We start from the raw sequence: 16,523 nt of genomic DNA, 5'->3' as shown, positions 1-16,523 counted from the left end.
AATGTTTTATCCTTTTAAGCTTGCATTCAGGAATTCTCTGTTCATTCTTGCAATGTTCTCTAAAGAGATCCCTTTAGGACATTCTACTTCACAAGCACCGGTGTTGGTACAGTTTCCGAATCCTTCTTCGTCCATTTGCTTTACCATGTTCAGCACACGGTCTGTGGCTTCTACCTGTCCCTGTGGTAACAATGCAAACTGAGATACCTTGGCAGAAACAAAAAGCATAGCACTGGAGTTTTTACAGCTGGCAACACATGCTCCGCAACCGATACAGGTAGCCGCATCAAAGGAAGCATCTGCATCGTGCTTATTGATCGGAATAGCGTTGGCATCCTGGGTGTTACCGGAAGTGTTTACCGAAATAAACCCTCCTGCATGCTGTACCCTGTCAAAAGAACTTCTGTCTACCACAAGATCCTTGATTACAGGAAAAGCTTTAGCTCTGAACGGCTCGATATAAATGGTATCTCCATCCTTAAACTTCCTCATGTGGAGCTGACAGGTAGTAATACCTCTGTCGGGTCCGTGAGCTTCTCCGTTAATGTATAAAGAACACATTCCGCAGATACCTTCGCGACAATCGTGATCGAAGGCAACCGGATCATCTCCTTTTTCTATAAGTTCGGTATTTAATACGTCTAACATTTCAAGGAAAGACATATCAGGAGAAACATCGTTGATCTTGTAGTCAACCATTTTTCCTTTATCGCTTGCGTTCTTCTGACGCCATATTTTTAACGTTAAATTCATAGTTTCTCCTTTTATTTATAACTTCTTTGTTTTAATTCGATATCCTTAAACTCTAACTCTTCCTTGTGAAGAACAGCATCGCCTGGCTCTCCCTTATATTCCCAGGCAGCAACGTAGGCAAAATCTGCATCGTTTCGTTTTGCTTCTCCTTTCTGTTCTCCGTCTTGCTCTACAGATTCTTCTCTGAAATGCCCTCCACAGGACTCATTTCTATGAAGTGCATCTTTGGCGAACAGCTCTCCCAGTTCGAGGAAGTCTGCTACCCTTCCGGCCTTTGCCAGTTCTTCGTTATACTCATCTGCTGAACCAGGAACCCTAACATCTTTCCAGAATTCCTCTCTGATCTGCTTTATTTCGGCCATGGCTTCTTCCAGACCTTTAGCATTTCTTGACATTCCCACCTTGTTCCACATTACTTTTCCAAGGCGTTTGTGGAAATAATCTACAGATTTCGTTCCGTTGTTATTTATAAAGAAATCGATCTTCTCTTTTACTGCTTTTTCAGCCTCGTCGAACTCAGGCGTATCCGTAGAGATCTTTCCGGTTCGGATATCGTTAGACAAATAATCTCCGATAGTATACGGAAGTACAAAATACCCGTCTGCTAATCCCTGCATCAAGGCCGATGCCCCAAGTCGGTTAGCACCGTGATCTGAGAAGTTGGCTTCCCCGATAGCATATAGTCCGGGAACCGTGGTCATCAGATTGTAATCTACCCAGATACCTCCCATGGTATAGTGTACCGCAGGATAGATCATCATAGGTGTTTCATACGGGTTCTGATCTACGATCTTTTCATACATCTGGAAAAGGTTTCCGTACTTGGCACGTACTACTTCCTGCCCCAGTTCTTTTACAAGAGCTGCATCGTCCTCATTCAATCCTTTTATATGTGCCTGCTCTTTTCCGTAACGCTGGATAGCCGATGCAAAATCGAGATAAACGGCCTCTCCGGTCGCGTTTACTCCGTATCCGGCATCACAACGCTCTTTGGCAGCCCTTGAAGCCACATCACGAGGCACCAGGTTACCAAAAGCAGGATATCTTCTTTCCAGGTAATAATCCCTGTTTTCTTCGGCAATTTCGGTTGGCTTTAATCTTCCCTCACGAATAGCCATTACATCTTCCATATTCTTGGGTACCCAGATACGTCCGTCATTCCTCAGGGATTCCGACATCAGTGTTAACTTAGACTGATGATCTCCCGATACCGGAATACAGGTTGGGTGGATCTGCGTATAACACGGATTTGCAAAATAAGCTCCTCTTTTATGTGCTTTCCAGGCAGCTGTTACGTTACTACCCATAGCGTTGGTAGAGAGGAAGAAAACATTTCCGTATCCTCCTGTACCCAGTACCACTGCGTGCGCCGAGTGACGCTCGATCTCTCCGGTTACCAGGTTACGGGCAATGATCCCTCTTGCTTTTCCGTCTACGATAACCACGTCCAGCATTTCGTGACGGTTATACATCTGGATCTTACCTCTACCGATCTGACGGTTCATTGCAGAGTATGCTCCGAGCAATAACTGCTGTCCTGTCTGACCTTTGGCGTAGAAGGTACGGGATACCAATACCCCTCCGAAAGATCTGTTGTCCAATAACCCACCGTAATCACGGGCAAAAGGAACCCCTTGCGCCACACACTGGTCGATGATATTGGCCGATACTTCCGCCAGGCGGTAAACATTTGCTTCCCTGGAGCGATAATCCCCTCCTTTTACCGTATCGTAAAAAAGACGGTAAGTGGAGTCACCATCTCCCTGGTAGTTCTTAGCTGCGTTGATCCCTCCCTGAGCTGCAATAGAGTGCGCCCTACGCGGAGAATCCTGAAAGCAGAAAGCTTTTACGTTATATCCGAGCTCTGCAAGCGTTGCAGCTGCAGAACCTCCTGCCAAACCGGTACCAACAACAATAACATCTATCAGACGTTTGTTGGCAGGGTTTACAAGATCTATATTGTTTTTATGATTTGTCCACTTATCTTTTAATGGACCTGCTGGTGTTTTTGAATCTAATGTTGCCATTTTAAGAAAGTGTTTTTAGTGTCCGTTAATATGGTGAAAGAGTGCAATAAAAATAAAGCCAAGAGGAATTAGAATAGCATAAGCTTTTCCGAAACCTTTTAACCCTCTCGTATACTTATTGTTTGCTCCAACCGACTGGAATGCCGAACTGAAACCGTGCAGCAAGTGCATGGCAAGAAGAACAAATGCCACTACATACGCTCCGACACGAATCGGGCTGTGGAATTTTTCTACTACTTCATGATAGTATCTGTTCGGATCTTCCGGTAGAAATTCTATGTATTTATGATTTATTTCGGGAAACCAGAAATCTATAAAGTGAAGTACGATAAAAGCAAGGATCACTAGACCACTCCAGATCATATTTCTGGACATCCAGCTTGAGTTTGCCGCTCCATGGTTCTTAACATATTTTACATTTCTCGCTCCTTTGTTCTTTATCTCCAGCACAAAGCCCATTACAAAGTGAAAGATAACCCCGAAAATAAGTATGGGTTGCAATGCAAATTGTACTACGGGATTAGTACCCATAAAATGGGAAAGCTCATTAAAAAGACTCTCACTAAAAACCGAAGTAATATTGATAGCAAAGTGTTGAAGTAAGAAAATCATTAGGAAGAGAGCCGAAAGCGCCATGGCTATTTTTCTTCCGATCGAAGATTTTAAAAATCCGCTCATTAGTTATTATAGTTTTAGTCAAACAAAAGTAATATACAGGCTATTATAACACAAAATTTCGAACCTATTTTAAGAAGCGTTTGTGCAGTATTTATAAGCATTCTTAATAAGTGAATAAAGTTATGTTATAGTAAAAGTCGTTCTATTTTTCCAATAATTACCGCAATCGGGAATTTAAGTATGTAAAAACAGCAATTTTGTATCTCAAAATCAGCTATTTTAACTCAAAAGAACCCTTTTCCGATACGCCGTTCCCACTGATTTCCAGTTGGTATTTGCCTTTTGGCAGATAATATTTTCCGTTTTGGGATTTGCTTATGGAAACATTCTTGTTCTTTTTGGTATAAGCTTTCTTCCCCTTTTCGGAGATCGTCAGATCATAGGAAATATAGTTAAATCCTTTATCGGCATTTAGCCTGATAGATTGCAGCACCGTTCCGTCTTTTGCCAGGATATTGGCCGTATAGTTTCCGGCATTTTTCACATAGGTCCTGAAAGTAATACTCGGCTCAAAAGCAGTTCCCCAGCTACCGAAACTTCGTCCCCATCTTTGTGAATGCCTGATCGGATCCGTATTAAAAAGATGAACGGCTTTATTCCTGTCGTCTGCAGTTAACTGCTGGATAGGTGCAATATTCGTTTTATAGATACTTCTTCCGTGGGTACCTATCAGAAGGTCTTTAGCCTCTTCCTGTATTACCAGGTCGTGAACCGCTACATTGGGCAATCCGTTGGTAAACACCTCCCATTTTCCACCGCGATCGAAGGAAACATAAACCCCGTTATCGGTCCCTACATAAAGCACATTTTCATTTTCGGGATCTTCCCTGATCACATTTACCGAAGAGAGCGGAAGGTTAGCGCTGATATTTTTCCAGCTTTTTCCGTAATCGTCACTGCTGTAAACATAAGGTGTAAAATCGTCCCATCTGTATCCGTTCAGCGTAACATAAACCCGCTCTTTCTTATGAGAGGATGCAATTACCCTGCTTACCCACATATCTTTCGGAAAGCTGCCGGATATCTGCTCCCAGCTGCCTCCTCCGTTTTTGCTGACATTTACCAGGCCGTCGTCACTTCCAACGTAAATAAGCCCGAACTGGAATGGAGATTCCGAGATAGTGGTGAGGGTACCATAAGCCACATTTCCTTTCTTACCTCCGGTGGTCAGATCGCCGGAAATGGCATCCCAGTCCCTCCCCTGATTCATGGAACGATGCAGTTTGTTTCCTCCCAGATATAAGATATCCTGGTTGTGCGGAGACAAAAGAATAGGGGTTTGCCAGTTAAAGCGATACGGGCTTTCTCCCAACTCGTGTTTAGGCTGGATATACGCCCTGCTATCTTTTTCCAGATCCAGTCTGAAATAATTCCCGAACTGAAAACCGGTATAAACAATATTGGAGTTTCTGTTATCTACCTGAACCTGCATTCCGTCACCGCCCATTATGCTTTCCCACGGGTAGTGCCCGCTTTGGTGCCATCTTCTGTTCTCGCTTGCATTGTTCGGGCCTTTCCATACGCCATTGTCCTGCAGACCTCCGTAAACATTATAAGGCTTTTCATTATCCACGGCAATTGCGTAGAACTGTCCTACCGAAGTAGAGTTGCTTTTTATCCAGGTCTCCCCGTCATCATAGGTAATATTGATTCCTCCGTCGTTCCCGTTAATAATATGCCCCGGCATTTTTGGATCCACCCATATAGAGTGATGATCGGCATGTACATTTTCCTTGCTGATGGAGCTAAAGGTCTTTCCACCGTCATCCGATTTAATAAGAGGCACCCCTGCCAGGTAGATCTTGTTTTTATCGTTAGGATCTACTGCAATCTGAGCAAAATAGTAACCGTAGCTAAAGAAAAGGCCGTCTATATAATCCTTATGTGTCTTTTTCCAGCTTTTTCCGGCATCATCACTTCTGTACACTTCGGCTCCGATAACCGGAGTATCGAAAAGAAGGGCGTTGGCATTCTCCAGGTACCTGGCCAGATCTACCGGTTTTACAGAACCGCTCCTAACCATTTGTTTAACATTATCTGCACGATACTTTTCCTGAAAACCATTATTCTTCAGGTAATTGTTTAGTTTTTTATTATCCAGGTTGAGGAAGTCTTGGGTACTCATACTCTTAAAATCTTCCTTGGTTAATGCATCCGAAGTCGACTTCTTTGTGGTGGATTTTCTGTGGAATTGATTGTCGTGAACAGCATAAAGGGTATTCTCATCAAAAACGATCAGACCGATCCTCCCGACACCTTCTCCGGTGGGGAATCCGCTGCCTTTGGTAGTGATGAGGGTCCAGTTATCTCCTCCATCGGTACTTTTGTAAATACCCGAATCATCTCCGTTACCCAGGAAGTTCCAGGCTTTACGGTCTTTCTCCCAGGCTGCTGCATACATTACATTAAAATTCCCGGGGGTTGCAACCACGTCTATAATTCCCGTTTCATTGTTGATGAAAAGGGTTTTCTGCCATGTTTTTCCTCCGTCGGTTGTTTTATAGATCCCCCTGCTTTCATTAGGAGAGTAGAGGTGTCCGGTTACACCAATAACCACCTCATCCGGATTGTTCGGATTGATAAGGATCCTTCCGATATGATGAGAATCCGGAAGCCCTACGTTTTGCCAGGTTTTACCCCTGTCTGTAGACTTAAGGATCCCGATCCCGGCATAGGAGGACCTGGAAGAATTGTTCTCTCCGGTCCCGATCCAGATGGTCCCGTTTTTCCAGTCTACGGCAATATCTCCCACATTCTGAGTTTCGGTATTGTCCATGACCGGCACATAACTGGTCCCGTTATTATTCGTGTACCATACCCCTCCCGAAGCATAGGCAACATAGAATTCGGTACTGTTGGCAGGATTGACATCTACGTCAACTATACGCCCGCTCATTACCGTGGGCCCGATGTTTTCAAAAGGAATGTTCTTTACAAGCGATGTTTCATGCATCCTGTTCTTTTCCTGAAGTCCCTGCTGAAGATCCTCTGTGGAGCTTGCTTTAGGTTGAGCATGAACAAGGGCGAATGAAGATACTGCCAGAACCGGCAAAAGATATTTTTTCATTTTTTAAATTTTTTGTTTCCCCGGGGCGATGAAAAGACCGTCCGAAGGGGTTTCACAGAATAAGGTAACACCCGTTATAAGTGCCTGTTTATTCCGCTCATTTCTCAGGTTGATTAGTTTAGATTTTTTGAAATTAGGGATTGTTAAAGAACTGTCAAAATTTTTGAAAGAGTTTAACAGCAATTGAATTTTTAGTTGCTATTTTTGAGAAAAATTCAATAGACGCTACAGCATGAAATATCATCAAATAGATCGGGAATTATTCATTAAAAACCGAAATAAATTCACGGCTCAAATGAAGCCAGCCAGTATTGCCATCTTTAACTCAAATGACATCTATCCTGTAAGTGCAGACAGCACTATGCCTTTTCAGCAGGCAAGAGATATTTTTTATCTGAGCGGGGCGGATCAGGAGGAGAGTATTCTGCTTCTTTTTCCGGATGCCATCGACCCAAAACACAGAGAGATACTTTTTGTCAGGGAGACCAACGAGCATATTGCAATATGGGAGGGTGAAAAACTATCCAAGGAAAGAGCCTTTGAAGTAAGCGGGATCAAAACCGTGTACTGGCTGACTGATTTCGAGAAGATCTTTTTCGATCTGATGACCGAAGCAGAGACTGTATATTTCAATACGAATGAGCACTACCGTCAGGCAGTAGAGACCGAAACCAGGGAAGATCGTTTTATAAAATGGTGTAAGGAGAAGTTCCCTGCCCACAAATGGGAAAAAAGCAATCAGATCCTCCAGGGGCTTAGAGGCGTTAAGGAGGCCCAGGAAATAGACCTGATACAACATGCCTGCGGAATTACCGAAAAAGGTTTCAGACGTGTGCTGGAATTTGTAAAACCCGGCGTATGGGAATACGAGATCGAGGCCGAATATATACATGAGTTTATCAGGAACCGCTCCAGAGGTTTTGCCTATACACCTATCATCGCTTCCGGTTTTAATGCCAATGTACTTCACTATATCGAAAATAATCAACAGTGTCAGGACGGTGATATGCTGCTGATGGATGTCGGTGCCGAATACGCAAATTACGCGAGCGATATGTCGCGTACCATTCCGGTAAACGGACGCTTTACCAAACGTCAGCGGGAAATTTACGATGCAGTGCTTCGCGTTAAAAATGAAGCGACCAAATTGCTGGTACCCGGAACCATCTGGCACGAGTATCATGTAGAAGTAGGTAAGATCATGACCTCAGAACTTCTCGGGCTTGGCTTACTGGATAAGGCAGATGTGCAGAACGAAGATCCAAGCTGGCCTGCCTATAAGAAATACTTTATGCATGGGACTTCACACCATATGGGACTGGATACACACGATTACGGAAAACTGAAAGAACCGATGGCCGCCAATATGGTATTTACGGTAGAACCCGGAATTTATATTCCCGATGAAAATATGGGGATCCGCCTGGAAGATGATGTGGTGATCACAGAAAAAGGAGAACCTCTTAACCTGATGAAAAATATTCCTATAGAAGCAGAGGAAATAGAAGATTTAATGAACCGGTCCTAGGCCGGTTTTTTTATTTGCTTTTCCGGCTAAGTAGATTGGCAATTGCAAAAGTAAGGATCACCGGAAGGAGCCAGCCTATGCTGTAGTTCGCAAAAGGGATCATATCTTTTACAGCTTGCATTTTATCTGCCAGACCAACCGTCGACAGGAAATCAGGGATACTGAAAATTAAGGTAACTATCACTACCGCTCTGAAAACCGCTTTGGAAGCAAAACGTTCCGGAAGGACATTGAGAAAGATAAGGACGATGGTAATCGGATAAATAAACATCAGGGCCGGTAAAGCCACGTCTATGATATAGTGTACATCAAACTGACCCATAACCACCCCGAGGATACATCCGATGATGGCTGTTGCCAGATATGCTTGCTGAGATTCACCCAGAAGGCCTTTCATAAAATCGGCTGTACCTGTAATGATCCCTACAGCTGTTGTAAAACAAGCCAGGGATACCAGGACACTCAGAAAGACATTCCCGATATTTCCAAGAGTGTTAAGGCTCAGTCCCGACAGTAAAGCTGTGCGGGTGATGTCTTCATCGAATTCGGCATTGCTCATTGCTCCGCTTAGGATCAGCCCGAGATAAATAAGGAAGAGTCCGAGACCTGCAAGAACACCTGCCCTTGAGATCAGTTGTTTTTTGGCCTTGAAGGAATCATGCCCTTTAAGGTTTAAGGAGATGATAATTACCCCTCCAACCACAACGGCACCAATAGCGTCGAAAGTCTGATACCCTTCCAGGATCCCGCTTATCACGGGAGTCTCAAAACCGGACGGACGCATCTCCGGATGAACAGAAAAAAGTCCGATCCCGATAATAGCCAGAAGGATCCCGATAATTAAAGGAGTCAGGAATTTTCCCAGGATATCCAGGATCTTGGATCTGTTGAGTACAAAAACAAGCACCAGGATAAAATAGATGCTGCTGGTAAGCAGAGAGCTACTGCCAAAAAAGGGTTGAATAGCCATCTCATGAGTTACCGAAGCAGTTCTTGGTGCCGGAAGCGAAATAGAAATTGCGTAAACAAAAAGACAATAGATGATACTGAAAACGGGAGAAACCTTATTGGCAAAATCCAACATCGTCCCCTGAAGCCGGGCATGTGCCAGAATACCCAAAAGGGGTAAGGCTACTGCCGAAATAAAAAAGCCCAGGGCTACGAGAAACCATTCAGGTCCGGCATTAAATCCCAGAAAGGGAGGGAGGATTAAATTCCCTGCTCCGAAGAACATGGAGAAAAGTGCAAAACCGGTTACCAGCGTTTCTTTTGTCTTCATTATTTGATAGATATTCTTTTGGAAAGATAAAAGAAAAAATGATAAAAAGAGCTTGAAATTTTTAAAGGACTCATGTACAGGGGCTTAGTTTTGTTGTAGGAACCGGAGTAGGGAACCACTAAAATTACGGTTTTCACATCGTTTTTTTCTGTTTTCACATAATTAATATGCTTAAAATTTGGTAGTTACAAAAATTTAACTAAATTTAACCTTCCAAATCTTAACTATAGAATTATGCATGACAGCCCCAAAAAATCGCCTCTATCGGTGGGAAGAGTACTTTGCTCTATTTTCGGCCACCGCTTCATCGTAACAAAAAAGGTAACTGCGCATATTAAAGAATATGAGTGTGCATGTTGTGGAAAACAAGTTACGATCGACGTGAAAGGTAACCTCGCATCTTTGACCCCTCAGCTTAAAGAAATTAATGAAACTCTAGCGATGTTACATCAAAAGAAATTAGCTCAAACACATCATCATCCTGCAGCCTAATACGGGATGATGATTTTTTTTGGGTATAACCGAGGTCCCTCTGCGGGATTGTCGGATGGAAAAAAACTGCTGTAAGAGCGGTTTTTTTTATAAGCCCTCTTGCCGTAAAACTTAATGGGCTTTTTTACTGTATTCGATCCTCCATAGGAGTTTCCAGTTCTCGCCTCCATCTGTGGTACTTTCCCAATCCCAGGTAAAGCCGTTCTCGCTAATATCCTTAAAGACCATTCGCCTTACAACCTTCTTATCGCCCTGTTGTACCGGCTTGGTCTTAAAAATGCGTTTCTCACCATCCATGGCTCCGATAAGATCGATATAACCTCCCTGAGAATCCGCCCAGGCCTGATGCCATTGTTTGGTTTGCGGATTAAAAACAGAAATACTGGTGCCTTTAAAACCTGTGCTGGGATCTGTAAAGTTTTCCTGGATCACTTTCCCGTCCAGTATTTTTACGATACTGTTGTTCCCTTTAATAGTGGTGCCCTTTGCGTTGGTCCAGCTGAGGTCCCATTCACCCACCCAGAAATCAAAGGATTTTTCATTCATTTCCTGGGACAGGCCGGTAAAGGAGATCAGCAGGAAAAATAAAATAACTGCTCTGTACATATTGTATTGATTTAAAGATTGATTAGAATAATTTTTTGCAGAATATTTTCCAGAAACTATAGCCGCCTCCCGGAAGATCGGGATTGATGATCCTGGCTTCCCAATTGAAACCCGAATCGCTGATATCGGAAAAGGTAAGAAGGCTGGTAAGTTCCCCTCCGGTGGTTTTAATAGTTCCTTCGAGTACTATGTTCCCATTTTCCTTCCTTCCTATCCATGTATCTGGTTTGAAATTCAATTCCGGAGAAAAATAGGTCACATACCATCGTTCATTTTTCTTATCATAGACTCGAACACTCGTAAAATAGGAGGGATTATCTCGGTCTCCATACCAGCCTTCATCCTGTACCGCATTACCGTTCATAATATACTTCCACCTCCACTTAAGGGCGATGGAGTCGCTCCACTTTCCGTCGGGTTGCAACCGGACGCTTTTGCATTGGCAACTCCCAATTAATTTGTTATAATCCGCTAGTTGAGGAGTTGCTTTTAGATCTAATTTCCCATACGGTTGTTCCTGTGAAACTTCATTGGAGAACCATAAATCGGGAAACTGATCATTTTCCTGTGCCCCGACCGGCAATACGGCCAAAAAGAGCAAAAATCTGAGGGTATAGGTTTTCATTTTTAATAATCTGAACTACCTCAAATCACGTTTAAATTTTTCTGGAAGCTGTTAACTTTTGTAGGGAACTATGGATTTTAACTCATTTTAACAGTGGCGGGAAAAAAATCGCCTGAAACTACTTCCAGACGATTTGATTTGAAATAGTCGCAGTACCTTGCCTGCTAAAACAGAATAAAGAAAGCGCAGTAAAGGAATTTTTATAGCTAAACAAATAACCTTCAGATGAGAAATGTTCAGTGAATTACTTAAAGAAGTAGTTTCACCATGCCCTATCTTATATTTTGTTTTTTTCTACCTATAAAGAAATTAAACATAGGCTGTAAATGAGTAAATGCCGATAAAGTTTTACCCATTTTTCCGCATGAACACTGAGCTGAAAGCATATCAGGATGCATGGTGAGAATGTACGGAAATATAGTCGGATGGAGTAGTGCCCGTAAACTTTTTAAAGGCCTTGTAAAAGGAAACCCTGTTGTTAAAACCAACCGAATAGGCAATCTGACTTATATTCAGATCCTCCCTGTTCTTGATAAGTAATTCCTTGGCTTCCTCAATCCTGTGCTGATTGATATAATCGAAAAAGGACATCTGAAAATGCTCATTGATCACCTGAGACATATGATGCCTCGACAAACTAAGCGACTTTGCCAGGTCTTCCAGGCGAAGATCATTCTCCAGGAATGGCTTTTCCTTTTCCATGATCATAAGAAGACGATCCTTTAATTCGAGGGAGTGACTTTGGGTAAGTCCGGTTTTCTTGTATTTGATAAAGGGGATTACCTTCTCCATGGAAAGCCCGTTAAAGACATCGGGCTGCATAAAACCGAAGTAGGCAACCATCCCTATAAAGAAAACGATAAGGTAGCCGATAAAATAATCGTTCTGTTTGGTGATCAGACCCGAATAGGAAAGCACAAAGTAAGAGGTAAAAGCCAACCAGTATCCGAGGAAGGAACCTATAAAGAATTTTAACCACAGTCTTTTGTTGCTGTCCAGGAGTGTTGTGTTCTTCCGGAGGATCACAAGTGCCGATAGCGCATAGACCAACATCTGAGGGATGATAAAGAACCAGGAAACATGACGGATCATAAAACCGTAATTTCTCCAGCTTCCGTCCAGGGCTGCGGCCAGTTTAAGCTCTGCATCCAGGCTGAAAAGTGGCCACCTGGCAATGACAAATAACAAGACAGGCAGGAAATGAAGGAGTTCCACTGTTTTGAAATCCTTTTTCAACACCACTCTTTTTACATATAAATAGAATAAAGGGCCGTACGAGATCCACGGGAAAAAATTGGTGTAGAAAAAATGAATATATGTTTTTCGGTACAATAGCTCGGACCAGTAAAGGGTATTAAATACAATATTGTAGGCAAAAAGCAGCAGGTATATCCCGAGAATAGTATTGGACTGACGGTCTCCGTTCTTTTTAATAAAAAAAGAGAGGGCCAGCAGGAGGCCGAGAAACGCAAAGAACAGAAAACTTAATTCGAAAAAATTCATAGCAGGGAATTTAATCAAAATTACGATTCTTATTTTTTTGCCTTGTTAATCTTTGTAGGCAGAGGTGGAATTTAATGCGAATTATTCCTCTTTTTCCCTAAGTGCGTTCCAGCCCTGAGCTTTGAGCGGGATCTTTTCATCTCCTCTTGTAACCAGATGGATGCCTTCCTTTTTATCGGTCATATGTCCGATAACACTCAGGTTAGGATTGGCCTTAATTTTTGGATAATCCGCCTGATCAATAGTAAACAGCAATTCATAATCCTCACCTCCGCTCAGGGCGATGGTGGTACTGTCTATATTGAATTCCTCACAGGTAGAGATCACCTGAGGGTCCAGAGGGATCTTATCTTCATAAAGATTACATCCTACTTTGCTTTGAGTGCAGAGGTGTAGGATCTCTGAGGAAAGCCCGTCGCTTATATCGATCATGGAAGTGGGTTTAACCTCCAGGGCCTTGAGCAGTTCCGGAATATCTTTCCTTGCTTCCGGTTTTAACTGACGCTCTATGATATAAGAATACATGGAGAGGTCCGGCTGGTTGTTTGGATTGACCTTAAAAACCTCTTTCTCCCTTTCCAGGATCTGAAGCCCCATATAGGCCCCGCCAAGGTCGCCCGTTACCACAAGAAGGTCGCCTGTTTTTGCTCCGTCTCTGTAGGTGATGTTTTCCTCTTCAGCTTCACCTATAGCAGTAATAGAGATAATAAGGCCTCGTGTAGAAGAGGTCGTGTCGCCTCCAACCACATCTACCTTATAGATCTTGGATGCCAGGGTAATACCTTCATATAATTCTTCAAGAGCTTCCAGCGGAAAGCGATTGGAAACAGCAATAGAAACGGTAATCTGTGTGGGCTTCGCATTCATTGCGTAGATATCAGACAGATTTACCATAACAGCCTTGTATCCCAGATGCTTTAAAGGCATATAACTCAGGTCGAAATGTACCCCTTCTACCAGCAGATCTGTAGAAACAACCGCTTTTTTATCCTTAAAATCAAGTACAGCGGCATCATCGCCAATTCCTTTAACACTTGAGTCCTGGTCGAGCTTAAAGTTTTTGGTAAGATGCTCAATAAGTCCGAATTCTCCCAGTTCGGATAGTGATGTTCGCTGCGGATTTTTATCTTCTATCATTTTGCAAAAATAGAGTGCATAGATTTAATGACCTTATAAATCTTCGATAAATTCTGTAAACAGGCCATTTAAGTAGGGTATTTTGATGTTGAAGGATTATTAAATATAGAGGGTGTTTATCTGTTTTGTGAAGGCGAATGGAAGATTCGTACACACAATAAATAAGTAAAATTTAGATTATTTTAAGAAATATTCCGTTAATTGTATTAAAATGCTAATTATGAAATGGTTTAGGTTTATTTTCAGTATTACTTTTTTCTTTTTATATAGTTGTTCGTCCGGTTCTTCGGATGATATAGATCCCGGAGATGGGAACTTTGATCCCAATCCGCCTGCGGCCAATGCAGTAGTACCTTGTGAAAATGGAATGGCGGGAATATACCCCTGTAACGGATATGATCTTGTAGCTCATATTAACCTGCAGTCACTTGGAGCAGGGAGAGGAAATGATATTTGGGGATGGACAGACAGTTCGGATGGAAAAGAATACGCTCTTATGGGGGTTGATAACGGAACTGTTTTTATCGACCTTTCAGACCCCGTGAATCCGGTGATCGTAGGCCGTCTTCCCACAGCTACGACAAACAGTACCTGGCGAGATGTCAAGGTTTACGGAGATCATGCCTTTATAGTAAGTGAGGCAGCGGGTCACGGAATGCAGGTTTTTGATCTTAGCAGATTACGCAATGTTGCAAATCCACCCGAAACTTTTAATGCCGATGCAACTTTTACCGGCTTTGGGAATTCCCATAATATTGTGATCAACGAGAGTACATCTTTTGCCTATGCGGTAGGTACAGCCAGGAATGATGCTTTTAACGGAGGTGTACATTTTGTAGATATCAGCAATCCTCAAAGCCCGCAACCCGCAGGAGGTTACGGTGATGACGGTTATACTCACGACGGGCAGGTAGTTACCTATAACGGCCCGGATACCGATTATACGGGAAGGGAAATATTTGTAGGTAGTAATGAAGATCAGGTAGTCATTGCGGATGTTACCGATAAGAACAATCCAAGTTCTATATCCTCTCTAACCTATGGCAATCTTGCATATACCCATCAGGGGTGGTTTACGGATGATCACCGTTATTTTATTTTAGGAGACGAGCTGGATGAGCAGGGCTTCGGTTTCCGGACCAGAACCCTCGTTTTTGACTTTACCGATCTGGACAACCCGATCGTACACCATACTTATACAGGGCCTACAGCTGCCATAGACCATAATGGCTATGTTAAAGGAGACGAATTTTACTTGTCTAATTATACCGCAGGGGTTAGGGTAATAGATATTTCTGATATAGAAAACAGGAATATGACCGAAACCGGCTTTTTTGACACTTTCCCTAACAGTAACAGTGCTAATTTTAACGGAGTATGGAGTGTATACCCATATTTTGACAGCGGTAATATAATCGTCAGCGATGTAGATTCGGGATTTTTTATAATCAGAAAAAGTAATTAATGCTATGATAAAGAAATGTTTTACGCTCGCTCTTGCAGCGGCATTCGTCTTTGGATGCTCTTCCGATGACGATAATCAGAATCCGCCCGATCCTGTAGGTTTTCAGGGAGAAATAGACTGGGTACAAACTTTTGGAGGTAGTAATGAAGAATCGGCACGCTCCATTATCCCAACTACCGACGGGGGTTTTGCCATTATCGGTCTTACCAATAGTAACGATGGCGATATTACAGATAAAACCCTGCTGGTAAATGACTACTGGGTCATTAAACTGGACGCGGAAGGGAACCAGCAATGGAACGCTACTTACGGCGGGAGCGGAGATGATCAGGGACAGGCAATAGTCCAGACCCTGGACGGAGGTTTTGCCCTGGCTGGATATAGTATGAGTGCAGACGGAGATGGAAGTAATAATGAAGGTTTTCACGACAACTGGGTAGTAAAGACAGACGCTTCCGGAAATATTCAATGGGAAAGAAGTTTTGGTTTTGCCGGGCATGACCATGCTTATGATATACTTCAAACCGAAGATGGCGGTTATTTTGTTTCAGGATTCCTGGATGTTACAGGTTCTAATGGTGAAGGAAATTCGGGCGAGATAGGCCGTTCTTCCTTGACAGCACATGGAGTTGGTGAGTTCTGGGCCAATAAACTGGATGCCAACGGAGACCTGGTATGGAGAAGGTTTTTCGGAGGAACGAATAACGACAGGGCCTTTTCTGTAGTGCAGGCCGAAGATGGTGGTTTTGTACTGGCCGGAGCTTCGGAGAGTCAGGATTTTGATATTTCCGAAGGAAATGGAAGCTACGATTTCTGGGTCGTAAAAGTGAGTGCTACCGGAGACCTGGTATGGGAACGATCTTACGGCGGAAGCGGGATAGATCATGCCGAATCTATTACCAGGACTTCAGACAATGGTTTTATGGTAGTAGGAAGATCGAATAGCACAGACGGAGATATCTCCAACAATAAAGGAAATGCGGATCTCTGGCTTCTTAAACTCAGCGATTCCGGAAAAATGATCTGGGAAAAGACCTTTGGCGGAAGCGAGTTCGAAAACGGCGAAAGTATTATTCCGTCTCAGGACGGTGGATTCTATATTGCCGGGAATTCCAGGAGTAATAATACAGATCTTACGGAAAATTTCGGGGAGAATGATATCTGGGTAATTAAAATTGATGATAGCGGAAGCCTGCAATGGGAAAAATCCATAGGAGGAGCCGGCCTCGATTTTGGTTTCGACCTTTTAGAGACTGCCGAAGGCGAATTAATGGTCGTAGGTGAGACCGAGAGTTCCGATAATCATATTACAGAGAATAAAGGCCTGAAAGACCTGGTAGTGATCAAATTAAAATAGTATCCG

Annotated in this window: 12 protein-coding genes; 3 read left to right on the top strand and 9 right to left on the bottom strand. The window is 43.0% G+C overall.

What is annotated here, in order from left to right:
* Positions 1-6: 6 nt before the first annotated feature.
* From GWK08_RS06970 to GWK08_RS06955, 4 genes are all read right to left on the bottom strand, one after another.
* A complete protein-coding gene (locus GWK08_RS06970; RefSeq protein ID WP_163606171.1) occupies positions 7-753 on the bottom strand; it encodes a succinate dehydrogenase/fumarate reductase iron-sulfur subunit in 747 nt (248 codons plus the stop codon).
* A gap of 11 nt (positions 754-764) precedes the next feature.
* Positions 765-2,780: a fumarate reductase/succinate dehydrogenase flavoprotein subunit gene (locus GWK08_RS06965; protein ID WP_163606170.1), complete on the bottom strand. Its 2,016-nt coding sequence runs from the start codon at positions 2,778-2,780 to the stop codon at positions 765-767.
* A gap of 15 nt (positions 2,781-2,795) precedes the next feature.
* Positions 2,796-3,458, bottom strand: coding sequence for a succinate dehydrogenase cytochrome b subunit (locus GWK08_RS06960; protein WP_163606169.1), 663 nt, complete (start codon positions 3,456-3,458; stop codon positions 2,796-2,798).
* Between the two features lie 214 nt (positions 3,459-3,672).
* Positions 3,673-6,525, bottom strand: a complete 2,853-nt coding sequence (locus GWK08_RS06955) for a VPS10 domain-containing protein (RefSeq protein ID WP_163606168.1) — start codon at positions 6,523-6,525, stop codon at positions 3,673-3,675.
* A 232-nt stretch (positions 6,526-6,757) separates the two neighbouring features.
* On the opposite strand from GWK08_RS06955, the gene GWK08_RS06950 reads away from it, so the two are divergent.
* Entirely contained in the window at positions 6,758-8,053 is a 1,296-nt protein-coding gene (locus GWK08_RS06950; protein WP_163606167.1) for an aminopeptidase P family protein, read from the top strand.
* A 10-nt stretch (positions 8,054-8,063) separates the two neighbouring features.
* Here the strand turns inward: GWK08_RS06950 and brnQ are convergent, their stop codons facing one another.
* The 5 genes from brnQ to thiL all read right to left on the bottom strand — a co-directional run bounded on the left by brnQ (position 8,064) and on the right by thiL (position 13,695).
* The gene (gene brnQ / locus GWK08_RS06945) at positions 8,064-9,335 is read right to left on the bottom strand and encodes a branched-chain amino acid transport system II carrier protein (RefSeq protein ID WP_163606313.1); all 1,272 of its coding nucleotides are present in this window, start codon (positions 9,333-9,335) and stop codon (positions 8,064-8,066) included.
* Positions 9,336-9,935: 600 nt separating this feature from the next.
* Positions 9,936-10,430, bottom strand: coding sequence for a hypothetical protein (locus tag GWK08_RS06940; protein ID WP_163606166.1), 495 nt, complete (start codon positions 10,428-10,430; stop codon positions 9,936-9,938).
* A 22-nt stretch (positions 10,431-10,452) separates the two neighbouring features.
* Positions 10,453-11,055 carry a hypothetical protein gene (locus GWK08_RS06935; protein ID WP_163606165.1) on the bottom strand — a complete coding sequence of 201 codons (603 nt, stop codon included), beginning with the start codon at positions 11,053-11,055 and terminating at the stop codon, positions 10,453-10,455.
* 387 nt (positions 11,056-11,442) lie between these two features.
* Positions 11,443-12,558 carry a helix-turn-helix domain-containing protein gene (locus GWK08_RS06930; RefSeq protein ID WP_163606164.1) on the bottom strand — a complete coding sequence of 372 codons (1,116 nt, stop codon included), beginning with the start codon at positions 12,556-12,558 and terminating at the stop codon, positions 11,443-11,445.
* Positions 12,559-12,639: 81 nt separating this feature from the next.
* Positions 12,640-13,695: a thiamine-phosphate kinase gene (gene thiL / locus GWK08_RS06925; RefSeq protein WP_163606163.1), complete on the bottom strand. Its 1,056-nt coding sequence runs from the start codon at positions 13,693-13,695 to the stop codon at positions 12,640-12,642.
* Positions 13,696-13,915: 220 nt separating this feature from the next.
* On the opposite strand from thiL, the gene GWK08_RS06920 reads away from it, so the two are divergent.
* Together GWK08_RS06920 and GWK08_RS06915 are read left to right on the top strand one after the other, a co-directional pair.
* Positions 13,916-15,160: a choice-of-anchor B family protein gene (locus GWK08_RS06920; RefSeq protein WP_163606162.1), complete on the top strand. Its 1,245-nt coding sequence runs from the start codon at positions 13,916-13,918 to the stop codon at positions 15,158-15,160.
* A 4-nt stretch (positions 15,161-15,164) separates the two neighbouring features.
* Positions 15,165-16,517: a hypothetical protein gene (locus GWK08_RS06915; RefSeq protein ID WP_163606161.1), complete on the top strand. Its 1,353-nt coding sequence runs from the start codon at positions 15,165-15,167 to the stop codon at positions 16,515-16,517.
* Positions 16,518-16,523: the final 6 nt, after the last annotated feature.

This window comes from Leptobacterium flavescens (genome assembly GCF_010671605.1).
Classification (GTDB): Bacteria; Bacteroidota; Bacteroidia; order Flavobacteriales; family Flavobacteriaceae; genus Leptobacterium; species Leptobacterium flavescens.
The sequence above is the reverse complement of the archived record's forward strand: the minus strand, read 5'-3'. Positions and strand labels throughout refer to the sequence as shown.